The organism is Paraburkholderia sp. J41 (genome assembly GCF_905220235.1).
GTDB lineage: Bacteria > Pseudomonadota > Gammaproteobacteria > Burkholderiales > Burkholderiaceae > Paraburkholderia.
This window is the reverse complement of sequence record NZ_CAJMZE010000001.1, coordinates 308,308-323,335: the sequence shown is the minus strand read 5'-3', so window position 1 is coordinate 323,335 and position 15,028 is coordinate 308,308. Positions and strand designations below refer to the sequence as shown.

Sequence of the window (15,028 nt, the reverse complement as noted above, 5' to 3'; positions counted from 1 at the left end):
GGAATCGGCTGCAACCGGGCTGGAACCGGCTGCAATCGGCTGCAACCGGCGTGAATCATTTACAGGCAACGCTTGCAACGGCCCGTGCGTCGCCCGAGGTTGCGGCGAAGCGCGAGGTTCGGACCCCGTCGGCGCGCGAGACCCGCGCGCCGCCGCTCAAACGCTGCCGCTCGACTGGCGCAGCACCACGAGCTTGCCGTGCGCGTGCCCCGCCTTCAAACGCTCGAAACCCTTGGGCGTGTCGTCGAAAGCGAAGCGGTCGGCCACTTCGATCTTCACCACGCCCTTTTCCACGAGTTCGACGATATGCGCGAGCTGGCCGCCATCGGGGCGCGCCGTGTAACGCACGCCGCGCGCGCCATGCTCCGCCGCTTGCGACTGGGAAGGCTCGTTCAGCGTGGACACCAGCGCGCCGCCGTTTTTCACCACCTTCCACGAGCGTTCCTGCGTTTCGCCGCCGATCAGATCGAATACGAGATCGACCTCGCCCGCGACATCCTCGAAACGCTGCGTCTGATAGTCGATCACCTCGTTCGCGCCGAGCGCCGTCAACGCGCTGCGTTCGTGCGCCGATGCCGTGACCAGCACGTGCGCACCGCAATGGCGCGCGAACGCCACGGCAAAGCGGCCCACGCCGCCGCTCGCGCCTTGAATCAGCACGCGCTCGCCGGACTGTAGCTTGCCCTGATCGAACAAGCCTTGCCACGCCGTGAGCGCGGCGAGCGGCAGCGCACCCGCGGCGTCGATGGGACAGCTCGACGGCACGCCCGCCAGCGCGCTCGCGCTCACCGCCACGTAGTCGGCCAGCGCGCCCTGGCCCTGGCCGACGAAGGCGCAAACGCGCGCGCCTTGGGGCCACGCCTGCGCATTGGCGCCGCGCCTGACGATCACGCCCGCCACGTCGCGGCCGAGCGTGTAGGGCAGCGCGTCCTGCTTGACGAGCGGATAGTGGCCTTGCAGCGTTTTCAGATCGACGGGATTGAGCCCGGCGGCTTGCACTTCGATCAGCACTTCGTCCGCGCCGGGCTCGGGCACGGCAATGTCCTGCTGTTGCAATGCGTCGAGTCCGCCGAAGCGGGTGGCGCGCCAGGCGAGCATGGTTTTCGGTACGGCGGGTTCCATCGTCGGCTCCTGTTGGCGTGTTGAAAGCCGCGTCGGTATCGCGCGTTCATCTGCCTGCCTTGCGGACAGATGCGCGAGTCCGTGCGTCAGCCTTCACGCATGGGGAAAGCGGTGAAAGGTTGCTGCCGGCGTTGCGGCGTCGAATGCTGCGAGCGCGCAATCCGCGAACCTGGCAGCGTGCTTTCAGGTGCAAATTCGGGTGCAAGTTCAGGTGCAAATTCGGGTGCAATTCGGGTGCGATTCGGGTGCAACCCAAGCGCGATTCCGGCGAGATTCGAGCGCGATTCCGGCACGGTTTGCCGACTCGATGCACCGCTGGATTCCATCGTCGATTCGCGTTGCCGGGCCTCGAACGGGCACATCGCTTGCTAACTCATCGCGCCGTCTTCGCCGCCCGGCGGCAAGACGCTTCCGGCCGATGCCCCGCATCGTCGCCTCGATTCACCGCCTTCCGAGGAAGCCGCCTTCATTCGAGCGCCGCATGACTTCTTTTTCATTTTTCGCAGATCCGAAACTTCAGCGAGGTGCCGCGCATGGCTGACGAGCGCGACGCCTCGGGCGATATCGGCGCGTGGTCGCGCCATCATCATGGCAAGCCGCGCAAGACCGACGCCGCCAAACCGTCGAAGGACGGCGATAAAAACGACGGCAAGGACGAAGGCGGCAAGGACGGCAAGGACGACAAGGGCGGCGACGAGAACGGCAAGCAGGACGGCCGCAAGAAGCCCGGCAAGAAGCCGTTGATCATCCTCGGCGTGGTCGTGCTCGTCATCGCCATTGCCGCGTTGATCTGGTGGTTCCTCACGCGCAACCAGGTGAGCACCGACGACGCCTATACCGACGGCAACGCCATCACCATGGCGCCGAAGGTGTCGGGCTACGTCACCAAGCTCAACATCAACGACAACGTCTACGTCCACAAGGGCGACCTGCTGCTCGAGATCGACCCGCGCGACTACGCGGCGCAAGTCGATCAGGCGCGCGCGCAACTCGGGCTCGCGAAAGCGCAATTGCTTTCGGCGCAGGCGCAGCTCGACATCGCGCGCGTGCAGTATCCGGCGCAGTACGAGCAGGCGCGCGCGCAGATCGAAACCGCCAACGCCAACTACGCGAAGGCGCAAGCCGATTACGAACGCCAGCATGCCGTCGATCCGCGCGCCACGACGCAGCAGAACGTGGATACCGCCAACGCGCAGCAGCGCAGTTCCCACGCCGACGTCATGAGCGCGCAGGCGCAATTGAAAACCGCGAGCCTCGTGCCGCAGCAGATTCGCCAGGCCGTGGCCGCCGTGGAAGCGCGCCGCGAGCAGGTCGCGCAAGCGCAGGCGCAACTGGAATCGGCGCAGCTCAATCTGGCGTGGTGCGATTTGCGCTCGCCTTCCGACGGCTGGATCACGCGCCGCAACGTGCAGTTCGGCAGCTTCCTGCAAGCCGGCACGTCGCTGTTTTCCATCGTCACGCCGCAGGTGTGGATCACGGCGAACTTCAAGGAATCGCAGCTCACGCGCATGCACCCCGGCGACAAGGTGAAGATCAGCGTCGACGCCTATCCGAAGCTCGAACTGCATGGCCACGTGGACAGCGTGCAGCTTGGCAGCGGCTCGCGCTTCTCGGCCTTCCCCGCCGAAAACGCCACCGGCAATTTCGTGAAGATCGTGCAACGCGTGCCGGTGAAGATCGTGATCGACGACGGCTTGCCGAACAACCAGCCGCTGCCGCTCGGCATTTCCGTGGTGCCGACGGTGTATCTGAGCCACTGATTGCAACTGGTTTGCAGTTGATTGCGCGCAGGCCGTGGCGCGCGCAAGGAACGGCTTTTGCTCTCTTTCGCGCGACCTTGACCGCCGTTTCCGACGGCATTCGGGAAACGGAGGATACGTGCCTGGCCAATCCCAACAGTCGAACTGGCGTCCCGCGGGCAATCCGTGGCTGATCGCCATTTCGGTGACGCTCGCGGCGTTCATGGAGGTGCTCGACACCACCATCGTGAACGTGGCGCTGCCGCATATCGCGGGCACGATGTCCGCGAGCTACGACGAGGCCACGTGGGTGCTCACGTCCTATCTCGTCGCCAACGGCATCGTGCTGCCCATTTCGGCGTTCTTCGGCCGCGTGCTCGGGCGCAAGCGCTACTTTCTCCTGTGCATCGTCGCGTTCACGATCTGCTCGTTTCTTTGCGGCGTCGCCACGAGTCTTGGCCAGCTCGTGACCTTTCGCCTGCTGCAAGGCTTCTTCGGCGGCGGCCTGCAACCGAACCAGCAGTCCATCATTCTCGATACGTTCGACCCCAGCCAGCGAGGCCGCGCGTTCTCCATTTCGGCCGTCGCCATCGTGGTCGCGCCCGTGCTCGGCCCCACGCTCGGCGGCTGGATCACCGACAACTTCACGTGGCGCTGGGTGTTTCTGCTCAACGTGCCGGTGGGCATCCTGACGACGCTCGCCGTGATGCAGCTCGTGGAAGATCCGCCGTGGGTCAAGAAGGAAACGCAACGCGGGCTCAACTGGCGCACCGTGGACTTTCCCGGCATCGCGCTGATCGCCGTCGGCCTGGGCTGCCTTCAGGTGATGCTCGATCGCGGCGAGGACGACGACTGGTTTCACTCGCCGTTCATCGTCACGTTCGCGGCGCTCTCCGCGCTCGGGCTCGTGGGCGCGGCCTTCCGGCTGCTCTATGCGAAACATCCCGTCGTCGATCTGCGATGTTTGCGCGACCGTAATTTCGGGCTCGGCTGCCTCATGATCTTCGCGTTCGCAACCGTGCTTTACGGCAGCTCCGTGATCGTGCCGCAGCTCGCGCAGCAGCAGTTGGGCTACACGGCCACGCTTGCCGGTCTCGTGCTCTCGCCCGGCGCGCTGCTCATCACGATGGAGATTCCCATCATCAGCCGGTTGATGCCGCATATACAAACGCGTCTGCTCATCATGACGGGCTTCATCCTGCTCACCGTCGCGCTCATCTACGCGCGCACGCTCGTGCCCGACGTCGATTACGACACGCTCGTGAAGATGCGCGCGGCGCAGTCCATCGCCATCGGCTTCCTGTTCGTGCCCGTCACCACGCTCGCCTATCTCACCGTGCCGCCCGCGCTCAACAACGACGCCTCGGCGCTTTTCACGATGTTTCGCAACGTCGCGGGGTCGATCGGCATTTCGGTGTCCACGGCGCTGATCCGCGAACGCTCGCAGGCGTGGATGGCGCACCTTTCCGGGCACATGTCGCCGCTTTCGCAGAACTATCAGGACACGCTCATGCGCAACGCGCAAACCGTCATGGCGAGCACGGGCGAGCCGCTCGCGCAAGCCATGCAGACCGCAACCGGTCATCTTTATCAGACCTTCGTTTCGCAGGCGACCATCCTCGCCTATATCGACGTATTCGGCATGCTCGCAATCTATTGCGCGATCTTCGTACCGGTCGCGCTGTTCTTCTCGCCCGTGAAAGCGGCCGGCCAGGGAGGGCATTGAGATGCGGCTGCGCACGGCTTCCTCGTTCTTTTTGCGCCTCGCGCCCGGCGCGCTTCCAACGGCGCTCGCAACCACGCGCGCCACCGCGCTCGCCGCCGCCTTGGCCGCCACGCTCGCCGCATGCACGGTCGGCCCCGATTTCAAGCCGCCCGAGGCCAACGCGCCCGCCGACTGGAACGCCACGCACGCCGCGAACGCGGCCAACGCGCCCGGAGAAAAACCGGCCGCTTCCACGCCGACGATGCAGTCCGATCCCGACCCGCGCTGGTGGAAAAATTTCCGCGACCCCACGCTCGACGCGCTGATCGACCGCGCGGTGCGCGGCAATCCCGACTTGCAGATCGCCGTCGTGCGCATTGCCGAGGCGCGCGCGCAAACCCAGCAAGCCGCCGCGCAAGGTCTGCCGAACGTGCGCGCGAGCGCGAGCTACGAACGCGAGCAACTGGGCGCGAAGGGCCTGCTCGAATCGGAAGGCGTCTACGACAAGGTGAACGCGCTCGGCGCGCCGAATTCGCCCGTGAACCAGTTCGCGCCCGGCGAAGGTCCGGCGCTCGAAAGCGGCGTGCGCAACGCGCTCGACCAGATCACGGCGCCCGTCAACCTGTGGCAAGTGGGCTTCGACGCCTCGTGGGAAATCGACCTGTTCGGGCGCGTGCGGCGTTCCGTCGAAGCCGCGAACGCGCAAACCGACGAAGCCATCGAGTCGCAGCACGACGCGCAGGTGTCGCTCGAAGCCGAAGTCGCCGAAACCTATCTGCAATTGCGCGGCGCGCAGATGCTGCGCGCCACCGCGCTCGACATAATCCGCCAGCAGCGCGAAACCGTCGATCTCGCGCGCAATGCGTCGAAGCACGGCCTTCAGAGCCAGCTCGACGTGGAGCGTTCGGAGGCCGAGCGCGCGCAAACCGAAGCGCTGCTGCCGCAATACGATCAACAGATCGCGCAGTCGCTCAACGCGCTCGCGGTGCTCGTGGGCGAGGCGCCGGGCGCGCTCGACGCCGAACTCACGCCGCCGGGCGCATTGCCGGGCACGCCGCCTTCGGTGCCGGTCGGCCTGCCGGCGACGCTCGCGCGCCGCCGCCCCGACATTCGCCGCGCCGAAGCCGCGCTCCACGCGGCCACGGCCAACGTGGGCGTGGCCGTCGCGCAGTTCTACCCCGACATTTCGCTCACGGGGCAAGTGGGCACGCGCGCGACCACGCCGCACGATCTCGCGCACTGGGCCAACCTGTTCTGGTCATGGGGGCCGAGCATTTCGCTGCCGATCTTCCAGGGCGGCGCGCTGGTGTCGAATCTCCAGCTTTCGAAGCTGCAACAGCAGGAGGCGGCGCTCGACTATCGCAAGACGGTGCTGGGCGCCCTGCGCGACGTGAACAACGCGCTCACGGTCTATCAAACCGACCAGTCGAAACGGGTTTCGCTCGACGAAAGCGTGGCCGCGCAGCGGCGCGCGTTCGATCTCGCGCGCGACAGTTATCGCAAGGGCATCGTGTCGTTCATCGACGTGCTCGACGCCGAGCGTCAGTTGAGCAGCGCGCAGCAAAACGCGCAGCAAGGCGAGTTGCAGGTATGCACGGATCTCGTCTCGCTTTACAAGGCGCTGGGCGGCGGCTGGGACGACACGGCCGCGCCGCTCGCCGCGGCGCCTTCGCCCGCGAGCGCCGCGCAGTGAGCGTTGCAGTTGCAGCGGAACGCCGGCGCGAGTGCGCCGGCGCATCCTTTTGCACGGGGTGGTGGCGACAGGAGGTTTTCACGGCGGCGTTTTTAGCGCCGCGCCTTCGACTCAATGCCTTGACTCAGTGCTTTGACTCAGTGCTTTAACTCAGCGTTTTAACTCAGCGACTTGCTCGCCGCGCGGCGGCGCCGCTTGCTCGCGCGCCTGAGCGCCGCGAGCGCAGCCTCGGCGCCGGCTTCGTCGGCGAAGACTTCGCGGTGCTGCGCAAGCAACTGCTCGCTGGCCACGGCGTCGTTGAGTTTGCCGAAGCGCGTCTGCAACTTCTTCAGCGCCTTGAGCCGGTCCACGTCGCGCGCTTTCAGCTCCGGCTCGAAAAACTCCAGCAGATAACGCAACTTCTTCGCGCCTTTGCGCACTTCGTGCCACGACGCGTATTCGCCGCGCTTCGCTTTTTCCGCGTGACGCATGCGCTTTTTCAGGCTGCGCCGCGCGTCGCGAACGCGCTCGCGCGCAAGCCGCTTCACGCTCGTGCGATCCGGCGAAGTATTGAGCGCGAGATTGACGTTGTGCAGCATTTCGCGCAACGCATGCTTGAGATCGGCGGCGGCAAGCGTGGCGGCCGCGCGTTGCCGCGCGTCGCGGCGCGCGGCTTCGAGACGCTCGCTAGAAAGCGGCTCGCCCGCGAGCGACGCGTCCTTGCGACGCGCGTCCCCGAGCAATTCGATGGCGATGTCCCAGTCGCGCGCGCCGCCCGCCGCCGCCGCCGAGCGCTTGAGAAACGCGCGCTCGCGCTCGGCGGCCTCGCGCCCGAGCAGCGGCCGCCACGCCCACAACAGGGTGCGCAGCCGCCGCAGCGCGATGCGCAGCTTGTGAAAATCGTCCGCGCCGGGCTCGTCGAGCGCCGCATACGCAAGCGCCTCGTCGACGAGCGGTTTCGCGTAGTGCGAGAACCGCGCCTGCGCGCTCTCGCCCGTGTCGGTTGTTTTTGTCATCGCTCGCTCCTGGCGGATTGAGCGCGGCGGCGGCGCGCAGGAAAGCGCCGCGCGGATTCGCCGCGCGGCCTTCCCATGCGCGCCCTCACCGCGCGTTGCGATCCGGCGCGCTCAAGCGGGCACGCTTTCGGCCTGCGCCGCGCGCGACCACACGCGGTGCTGGCCCATCGTGTCGATGAAATCCTTCAGCACGCGCTGCAAATCCTTCGCGTCGCCGGTGGACACACCGTCGGCCTGATCGGGCAAATGCGCGGCCTGCAACACGAGCCGTCCCGTATCCACGGCGCCCAGCGCCTTCAGATGCTTGAACGCTTCCAGCACGAAGTGGCGCGCGTCGCCGGACTGCGCGAGCGCTTGCGCCGCCTGCTCGCCGCCCGGCACGAACACCGCGTCGAACATCACCGAAGGCATGCCCGCGATGGTCGCGTCGGGCACGATGTCGCCGATTGCCGCGAGCGTGGGCGCGATCACGAGCGCCGCCGCGCCTTCCTTCGCGAACGCGTCGCGCAACTGCTTGAGTTGCGCCGCGTCAGCGCCGGGCGCCGTGAGCAAGGCGATCTTGCGCGTCTTGATGCCGGGCTTCACGCGATTGAGCAGGCTGAGCGCGGGCGACGACGCCGTTTTCGGCTTGCCGGGCTTGCTGCCCGCCTTCGGCTTCGGCAACCCGAGCGCCTCGGCCACGCTCGCGGCGAGATCGGCGTCGATATTGGCGAGAATCTCGTTGACCTCGCGCTCGCGAATCTCGGGCCGCGTGACCTTGCCGAGTTCGAACGCATACGCGGCCTTGATGTGCTCCTTCTCCGGCTCCGACATGCTGTTGTAGAACATGGTCGCCTGCGAGAAGTGATCGGCGAACGAGTCGCTGCGCACGCGAATCTTCGCGCCGTCCATCTTCTCCTGGTAGCTTTCGAAGCCGCCGTCCGCCGGATCGGTTTCCTTCGGCCAGCCGCCGCCCACCGAATTCGGCTCGTACGACGCCTGGCCCACGTGGATGGTCTGGCGGTGCATCGCGTCGCGCTGGTTGTTATGGAACGGGCACACCGGCCGGTTGATCGGCAACTCGTGGAAGTTCGGGCCGCCCAGGCGGCTGATCTGCGTGTCGGTGTACGAGAACAGGCGTCCTTGCAGCAGCGGGTCGTTCGTGAAGTCGATGCCGGGAACGATGTGGCCCGGGTGGAACGCGACCTGTTCGGTTTCCGCGAAGAAGTTGTCGGGATTGCGATTGAGCGTCATCTTGCCGATCAGCTTGACCGGCACGAGTTCCTCGGGAATCAGCTTGGTCGGGTCGAGCAGATCGAAGTCGAACTTGTGTTCGTCGCTTTCCTCGATCACCTGCACGCCCAGTTCCCATTCGGGGTAATCGCCGCGCTCGATCGCTTCCCACAAGTCGCGCCGATGAAAATCGGGGTCCTTGCCCGAGATTTTCTGCGCCTCGTCCCACACGAGCGAGTACGAGCCGAGCACCGGCCGCCAGTGCCACTTGATGAAGCGCGCCTTGCCCTGCGCGTTGATGAAGCGGAACGTGTGAACGCCGAAGCCTTCCATGGTGCGCAGGCTGCGCGGAATCGCGCGATCGGACATGGCCCAGACGACCATGTGCGCGCTTTCCGGCACGAGCGAAACGAAATCCCAGAACGTGTCGTGCGCGGTCGCGCCCGTGGGCATTTCGTTGGGCGCCTCGGGCTTCACCGCGTGTACGAAGTCGGGAAACTTGATCGCGTCCTGAATGAAGAACACCGGCATGTTGTTGCCGACGAGATCGAAGTTGCCTTCTTCCGTGTAGAACTTCACGGCGAAGCCGCGCACGTCGCGCACGGTGTCGGCGGACCCGCGCGGGCCTTGCACGGTGGAAAAGCGCACGTAGACCGGCGTTTCCTTCGCGGGGTCTTGCAAAAAGCCCGCGCGCGTCAATTCGGACTGCGATTCGTAGACCTTGAACACGCCGTGCGCCGCCGAGCCGCGCGCATGCACGATGCGCTCGGGAATGCGCTCGTGATCGAAGTGCGTGATTTTTTCACGCATGATGAAATCTTCGAGCAGCGAGGGGCCGCGCGGGCCGGCGCGCAGGCTGTTCTGGTTATCGGCGATCTTCACGCCCTGATTGGTGCGCAGCGCTTCGCCGTCGGCGCGCGCGCGAAACGGTTCGAGGCTCTGCGACTTGGCGTCGGCGGAAGGCGGGGTGCCTTGGGGGCGAGCGTTCTTCGGCATAGGTGAACTCCTTGTGGGTCGGCGTGGGCGCGCCCGGTGGTTTTGAGTTGAGCCTTGCACGGCGCAAGCGTTGTGCCGTGCGGCGCGGCGCATGCTCCGGCGCGCCCCGCCGCTGCGGCACGGCGCTTGCGCTCACGCGGCGATCAACCCCGCGGCGACAAACCGATGCGCCCTCGATAAACCTCAAACCTCATCCGGAGCCGCCATGGCGGATTGGACCAAGGCGATGGACGCCGCCGCATTGCCCGAGCACGGCATGCGGCGCGTCGAACTGAACGGCGTGCCCATCGTGCTCGTCCACGCCGGCGAGCGCCTGCGCGCATTCGGCGGCGATTGCCCGCACGCGGGCGCGCATCTCGATGAAGGCGCGCTCTGCAACGGCCGCATCGTGTGCCCGTGGCACAAGGCCGCCTTCGATATCGACGACGGCGAGCGCCTCGAACCGCCCGCGCTCGAAGGTCTCGCCTCGTATCCCGTGCGCGTGGAAGGCGGCGCGGTGCTCGTCGATCTGCAAACGCAGCAACGCCCGCGCGCCGAGCGCAAGCCGCGGGCGGCGAGCGCCGCAGCGGCCACGCGCAGGTTCGCGATCGTGGGCGGCGGCGCGGCGGGCGCGGCCGTGGCGGCCACGCTGCTCGAAGGCGACGCGGCATGCGAGGTCACGCTCTACGCCGCCGAACCCGAAGCGCCCTACGACCGCACCTGCCTCAGCAAATTCGTGCCCGCCGGCGAAATGAAGCCCGGCGAGGTTCCGCCGATCCTGCCCGACGCCGTCGCGCACGATCCGCGCTTGCGCATCGAGCACGCCGAGGTCAGGCACTTCGACGCGCGCACGAGGCGCGTGGAGCTTGCCGACGGGCGCGAGGCGAGCTTCGACGCCGTGGCGCTGGCAAGCGGCTCGGTCGCGCAACGCCCGGACGTGCCCGGCGCGGAACTCGGCAACATCTTCACATTGCGCAACGTCCGCGACGCGGGCGCGATTCTCGCGGCGCTCGCGCCGGGCGAACACGCGCTCATGCTCGGCGACAGCTTCATCGGCCTCGAAACCGCCGCCGCGCTGCGCCAGCGCGGCGTGGACGTCACCATCGTCGCGCCGGGCGGCGAGCCGCTGCAAAAGCAGCTTGGCGCGCGCGTGGGCGCGCTCTTTCGCGAATGGCACGAGGCGCACGGCGTGGTGTTCCGGCGCGCGAAAGCCGTGGGCTTCATCGGCGAGACGGAAGTGGACACCGTCGAACTCGACGACGGCTGGACCGCGCGCGCCAAGGCCGTGATCGTCGGCATGGGCGTGAAGCCGGCCACGCGGTTCATCGGCGGAATCGAGCTGGACGACGACGGCGGCATCAGCGTCGACGCCGCGATGCGCGCGTGCCCCGGCGTCTACGCCGTGGGCGACATCGCCCGGTTTCCGCTGGGCGAGCGCAAGCTGCGCATCGAACATTGGCGCGTCGCGCAGCAGCACGCGCGCGTGGCGGCGCGCAACATGCTGCGCGAACAATCCGGCCAAGCCGGCGCGGACGCCGACGCCGCCACCGCCGCCGCCGCCGAAGCCTACGAAGACGTGCCGTTCTTCTGGACGCAGCACTACGGCCAGCGCGTCGATTATCTCGGCCACGCCGAGGACTGGGACGATCCCGTGATGAGCGGCAAGCCCGGCGACGAACGCTTCGGCGTGCTTTACGGGCGCGACGGCCGCTTGCTGGCGGCGCTCGCCTGCGGCTACGGGCGCGAGATGGCGCTGCTTTCCGAACGCATGCGCGAGCGTCTGTCGATCGACGCCGCGCGCGAAACCCTGGGGTTCTGATGACGCGCAATCTCCTGATCGACCCGGCCGCGCCCGAGCGGCTCGCCGCGCTGCCTTGCGCGTCGCTCGAAGGTGTGATGTTTCCGCTCGACGCAGCCGCCCTGCCCGAAGCCGCGCGCCAACTGGTTGCCGCGTGCCCGTCCCTGCCGCAGCCCGGCGGCGGCCACACGCTCGCGCGCTGGCAGTTTCTCGCGGCGCTTGCCGGCCGCGATCTCTCGCTCGTGAAGATTTACGAAGCGCACGCGGACGCGCTCGCGATCCTCGCCGAAATCGGCGTGCCGCAAGCCGCCTGCGCAGCGGGCGCGGACAGCGCCGCGCCGCCCGTATGGGCCGTCTGGGCCGCCCGCTCGCCGCATCACGAACTGCGCTTCACGGTGCGCGACGGCGCGCGCGTGCTGCTCTCGGGCGTCAAGCCGTGGTGCTCGGGCGCGGCGTTCGTCACGCACGCGCTGGTGACGTGCGTCGACGAAGAAGGCCGCGACTGGCTGGCCGCGCTGCCGCTCGATCAGCCCGGCGTGAGCGTCACCGCGCGCGGCTGGGAGGCGGTCGGCATGGCGGCCACGCAAAGCGTGGAAGTGGAAGTGCAGAACGCGCATGCCACGCTGATCGGCGCGAGCGGCGCGTATCTGCATCGCGCCGGCTTCTGGCACGGCGGCGCGGGAATTGCCGCGTGCTGGTACGGCGCGGCCGCGGCGCTCGCCGTGCATCTGCGCAACGCGGCGCAACGGCGCGACGATCCGCATCTGCACGCGCACCTGGGCGCCGCCGACGCGGCGCTGGTCGCCGCGCGCGCCCTGCTGCGCGAAGCGGCCGCCACGATCGACGCGAGCCCGCAAGCGCCGGCCATGACGCTCGCGCTGCGCGTGCGCGCGGCCGTGGAAAGCGCCGTGGACGCCACGCTCGTCGCCTGCGCGCGGGGCCTGGGCGCAGGACCGTATTGCCGCGACCGCGCGTTCGCGCGCATGGCCGCCGACCTGCCCGTGTTCGTGCGGCAAAGCCACGCCGAGCGCGATCTCGCGGCGCTCGCGAAACAACTGGCGGGCACCGGCGAGGACTGGTCGCTGTAACGCCGCCCCCGCCCCCGCCCTCGCCGCCGCCCTATACCGATACCGACCACGCACACGCCATGGATCAACCGACTTCGCTCGCCGACTATTTCGACGGCCAGTTCGCCGACGACCCCGACCCGTGGCGCTACCGCACGAGCTGGTACGAAGCGCGCAAGCGCGCCTTGCTGCTCGCCTCGCTGCCGCGCGTGCGTTACCGGCGCGGTTTCGAGCCGGGCTGCGCGACCGGCGAATTGTCCGCCGCGCTCGCCACGCGCTGCGACGCGCTGCTGTGCGCCGATTTCGCGCCGCGCGCCGTACACACCGCGCGCATGCGCCTCGCGCCGTTCCCGCTCGTGCGCGTCGAATCGCTTGCCATGCCCGGCGACTGGCCGTCGGGCCGCTTCGATCTGATCGTCGTGAGCGAGTTCGCGTATTACCTCGACGAAGCGGGCTGCGCCGCGCTCGCCTCGCTCGCGGCCGACGCGCTCGACGCCGACGGCACGCTCGTCTGCTGCCACTGGCGCCACGGCGGCGAGGCGTGGATGCTCGACAGCGCCGAAGTGCGCGAAACGTTCGCGCTCGCCGCGAGACGCGCTTCGCTGCACGACGTCGTGCATGTGGAGGACGCCGATTTCCTGCTCGACGTCTGGAGCGCCGACCCGCTGAGCGTCGCGCGCCGCGACCGCGCGCGCTGAACGCCGCGGCGAGGCCACGATGCGCGCGTCCGCCCGCCAGGTGCCGCGCGCCGTGTACTACGCGCTGGCTTCCAACGTGGTGGTGACGATCTGCAAGTTCGCCGCCGCCGCGTACACGCACTCGGGCGCGACGCTCGCCGAAGCCGCCCATTCGAGCGCCGACTGCGTGAACCAGATCCTGCTGATCGCGGGCCGCCGCGCCGCGCACGGCGACGCCGACGAACAGCACCCGCTCGGCTTCGGCCGCGAAACGCATTTCTACGCGATGCTCGTGGCGATCCAGTTCTTCCTCGTCGGCGGTTTGGTGTCGGTCGGCATCGGCGCGTGGCGGCTCTGGCATCGCTCCGAATTCGATCATCCCGAAGTGGCGGTGGCCGTGCTGCTCGCTTCGGCCGCGATCGAGGGCAGCGCGTTGCGCGCGTCGATCCGCTCGATCGACCGCAAGCGGCGCGCGGGCGGCTTATGGCGCTGGTTTCGCGAAACCGGCGAACTGGAAGTCATGCTGTCGATCGGCGAGGACGCGGCCGCGCTCGCGAGCGTGCTGGTCTCGCTCGCGGGCACCGGGCTTGCCGCGCTCACGGGCTGGGCGGGCTTCGACGCGATCGGCAGCATCGGCGTGGGCTGCGTGATGATGGCAACCGCCGTGTTCTCACTGCGCGAGATCAAGTCGCTGATCGTGGGCGAGGCGGCGCGAGCGAGCGTGCGCACGGCCATGCGCGCGTGGCTCGACGCGCGGCCCGAGATCGCGCGCGTCGTCACGTTCGTGGTGCTGCGCTGGTCCGACAGCCTGCTCGTGGCGATCCAGGCCGAACTCGCGAATCCGCGCGACGCCGAAACGCTCGTGCGCACCATCGACGCCATCGAACGCGATTTGCAGCGCGACTTTCCCGCCGCGCGCTGGATCTATTTCGAACCCGAATTGCGCGAGCACGGCGAACATCCGGTTTGACGGCGGCGCGCGGCGCCCCGGAACGCGCGAGGGAAACGCGCCGCCCTTGGGTGTGCTTATACGTGCGCTTATACGTGCGCCCATGCATGTGCCGATGTGCGCCCCTGGGTGCGCTTAGGCGTGCGCCCTACGCGCGCCTATACGCGCTCCACGCGCCAGTAACGCTCGGGCTTGGCGAGATCGGCGGGAATACGCTCGCCGAACGCGCGCAACTGGCTCGCATATTCCACGATGCCGCGCCGTTTGATGTCGAGCGCGCGCGCCGTCAGGCGCTCGGGGCACCAGGTCGGGTCGAGCGGCGCGATGCGCAGGCCCGCCTTGTCCAGTTCGCCGAGGCGCTTTTCCACCACGCCGCGCGCCGCGCGATGAATCGCGTCCTCGTAGACGATGCACGACGCCACGCGCCCCGTGCGCAGCAGCAACGCCCACGCTTCGCCCACGCGCACGTGGTCGGGGTGATGCACGCCGAGCGGCGCGACGAGCGTCGCGTCGCCGTCGCCCGCATGTGCGGCAAATGCTTCGTAGAGCGCGTCGGCGAGCGTTTCGGCGGCGGGCAACGCGCCGTACTGGCCGTCGAGGAAATCGAGCCGCAGCGCCTTCGCGCGGCATACGCCCAGCGCGCGGTCGTCCTCGCGCCAGCGTCCGCGCATGGCGTGCGTCGAATCGGCGTAACCGGCCGCGCGATCCCATTCGGTGTCCTGCCGCTCGCCGGGCGTGCCCGCGAATACCGTGCAGACATACGCGCCCGGCCGCGCGGCGAGCAGCGCGGCGCAACCGAACACGGCGTCGTCGAGATGGGGCGAGATCGCGAACAGCGTGCGCGCCGCGTCGAGCTTGCGCGACGGCGAAAGCATGGGCGAAAGCGCGGGCGGGAGCATGGGCGAGTCGATGAGCATGGCGGCGTGCCGATGGCGGTGAGCGTGAGCAAGATTGAGCAAGTCGCGTTCCAGCCCTGGCCGGGCGCGTTGAGCGGCGCCTTGAACGGCATTTCTGCGCGAGCGGGCAAGGCCGTTGCGCAGGGCTACGTTCGAACCCGCGCAGCCGCGCGCTGCGTTCGCGCTCCGGATCGACCCGA

The 15,028-nt window shown here is 68.4% G+C and carries 12 protein-coding genes; 7 read left to right on the top strand and 5 right to left on the bottom strand.

Annotated elements, in window-relative coordinates; translation table 11 throughout:
- Window positions 1–156 precede the first annotated feature (156 nt).
- A complete protein-coding gene (locus U5805_RS01415; RefSeq protein WP_322101635.1) occupies window positions 157–1,122 on the bottom strand; it encodes an NADP-dependent oxidoreductase in 966 nt (321 codons plus the stop codon).
- 86 nt (window positions 1,123–1,208) lie between these two features.
- Window positions 1,209–1,448, bottom strand: coding sequence for a hypothetical protein (locus tag U5805_RS01410; RefSeq protein ID WP_322101634.1), 240 nt, complete (start codon window positions 1,446–1,448; stop codon window positions 1,209–1,211).
- A gap of 207 nt (window positions 1,449–1,655) precedes the next feature.
- Between U5805_RS01410 and U5805_RS01405 the strand changes: the two genes are divergently transcribed.
- The 3 genes from U5805_RS01405 (at window position 1,656) to U5805_RS01395 (ending at window position 6,259) form a co-directional block, all read left to right on the top strand.
- On the top strand, window positions 1,656–2,882 hold the full coding sequence (locus U5805_RS01405) for an HlyD family secretion protein (RefSeq protein ID WP_322101633.1): 1,227 nt from the start codon (window positions 1,656–1,658) through the stop codon (window positions 2,880–2,882).
- Between the two features lie 118 nt (window positions 2,883–3,000).
- Window positions 3,001–4,587: a DHA2 family efflux MFS transporter permease subunit gene (locus tag U5805_RS01400; protein ID WP_322101632.1), complete on the top strand. Its 1,587-nt coding sequence runs from the start codon at window positions 3,001–3,003 to the stop codon at window positions 4,585–4,587.
- A gap of 1 nt (window position 4,588) precedes the next feature.
- The gene (locus tag U5805_RS01395) at window positions 4,589–6,259 is read left to right on the top strand and encodes an efflux transporter outer membrane subunit (protein WP_322101631.1); all 1,671 of its coding nucleotides are present in this window, start codon (window positions 4,589–4,591) and stop codon (window positions 6,257–6,259) included.
- A 158-nt stretch (window positions 6,260–6,417) separates the two neighbouring features.
- Here the strand turns inward: U5805_RS01395 and U5805_RS01390 are convergent, their stop codons facing one another.
- Together U5805_RS01390 and katE are read right to left on the bottom strand one after the other, a co-directional pair.
- On the bottom strand, window positions 6,418–7,254 hold the full coding sequence (locus tag U5805_RS01390) for a CHAD domain-containing protein (RefSeq protein ID WP_322101630.1): 837 nt from the start codon (window positions 7,252–7,254) through the stop codon (window positions 6,418–6,420).
- 111 nt (window positions 7,255–7,365) lie between these two features.
- Window positions 7,366–9,555 carry a catalase HPII gene (gene katE, locus U5805_RS01385; RefSeq protein WP_322101629.1) on the bottom strand — a complete coding sequence of 730 codons (2,190 nt, stop codon included), beginning with the start codon at window positions 9,553–9,555 and terminating at the stop codon, window positions 7,366–7,368.
- Window positions 9,556–9,667: 112 nt separating this feature from the next.
- Between katE and U5805_RS01380 the strand changes: the two genes are divergently transcribed.
- From U5805_RS01380 to U5805_RS01365, 4 genes are read left to right on the top strand one after another with little or no spacing between them, the layout of a single operon-like run.
- Entirely contained in the window at window positions 9,668–11,260 is a 1,593-nt protein-coding gene (locus tag U5805_RS01380) for an FAD-dependent oxidoreductase (protein ID WP_322101628.1), read from the top strand.
- A complete protein-coding gene (locus U5805_RS01375) occupies window positions 11,260–12,327 on the top strand; it encodes an acyl-CoA dehydrogenase (RefSeq protein WP_322101627.1) in 1,068 nt (355 codons plus the stop codon). Before U5805_RS01380 ends, U5805_RS01375 begins: the two co-directional genes overlap by 1 nt.
- A gap of 59 nt (window positions 12,328–12,386) precedes the next feature.
- Entirely contained in the window at window positions 12,387–13,004 is a 618-nt protein-coding gene (locus tag U5805_RS01370) for an SAM-dependent methyltransferase (RefSeq protein WP_322101626.1), read from the top strand.
- A 19-nt stretch (window positions 13,005–13,023) separates the two neighbouring features.
- Window positions 13,024–13,953 (top strand): cation diffusion facilitator family transporter, encoded by a 930-nt coding sequence (locus tag U5805_RS01365; protein ID WP_322101625.1) that lies wholly within the window; start codon window positions 13,024–13,026, stop codon window positions 13,951–13,953.
- A gap of 137 nt (window positions 13,954–14,090) precedes the next feature.
- On the opposite strand, the gene U5805_RS01360 is transcribed toward U5805_RS01365, so the two are convergent.
- Window positions 14,091–14,891, bottom strand: coding sequence for a PIG-L deacetylase family protein (locus tag U5805_RS01360; RefSeq protein ID WP_322101624.1), 801 nt, complete (start codon window positions 14,889–14,891; stop codon window positions 14,091–14,093).
- Between the last annotated feature and the right edge of the window lie 137 nt (window positions 14,892–15,028).

Excerpts from the sequence above, each read along its gene's own strand:
- U5805_RS01415 (WP_322101635.1), bottom strand. The coding sequence starts at position 1,122 with ATGGAACCCGCCGTACCGAAAACCATGCTCGCCTGGCGCGCCACCCGC.
- U5805_RS01410 (WP_322101634.1), bottom strand. The coding sequence starts at position 1,448 with ATGGAATCCAGCGGTGCATCGAGTCGGCAAACCGTGCCGGAATCGCGC.
- U5805_RS01405 (WP_322101633.1), top strand. The coding sequence starts at position 1,656 with ATGGCTGACGAGCGCGACGCCTCGGGCGATATCGGCGCGTGGTCGCGC.
- U5805_RS01395 (WP_322101631.1), top strand. The coding sequence starts at position 4,589 with ATGCGGCTGCGCACGGCTTCCTCGTTCTTTTTGCGCCTCGCGCCCGGC.
- U5805_RS01390 (WP_322101630.1), bottom strand. The coding sequence starts at position 7,254 with ATGACAAAAACAACCGACACGGGCGAGAGCGCGCAGGCGCGGTTCTCG.
- katE (WP_322101629.1), bottom strand. The coding sequence starts at position 9,555 with ATGCGCCGCGCCGCACGGCACAACGCTTGCGCCGTGCAAGGCTCAACT.
- U5805_RS01380 (WP_322101628.1), top strand. The coding sequence starts at position 9,668 with ATGGCGGATTGGACCAAGGCGATGGACGCCGCCGCATTGCCCGAGCAC.
- U5805_RS01375 (WP_322101627.1), top strand. The coding sequence starts at position 11,260 with ATGACGCGCAATCTCCTGATCGACCCGGCCGCGCCCGAGCGGCTCGCC.
- U5805_RS01370 (WP_322101626.1), top strand. The coding sequence starts at position 12,387 with ATGGATCAACCGACTTCGCTCGCCGACTATTTCGACGGCCAGTTCGCC.
- U5805_RS01365 (WP_322101625.1), top strand. The coding sequence starts at position 13,024 with ATGCGCGCGTCCGCCCGCCAGGTGCCGCGCGCCGTGTACTACGCGCTG.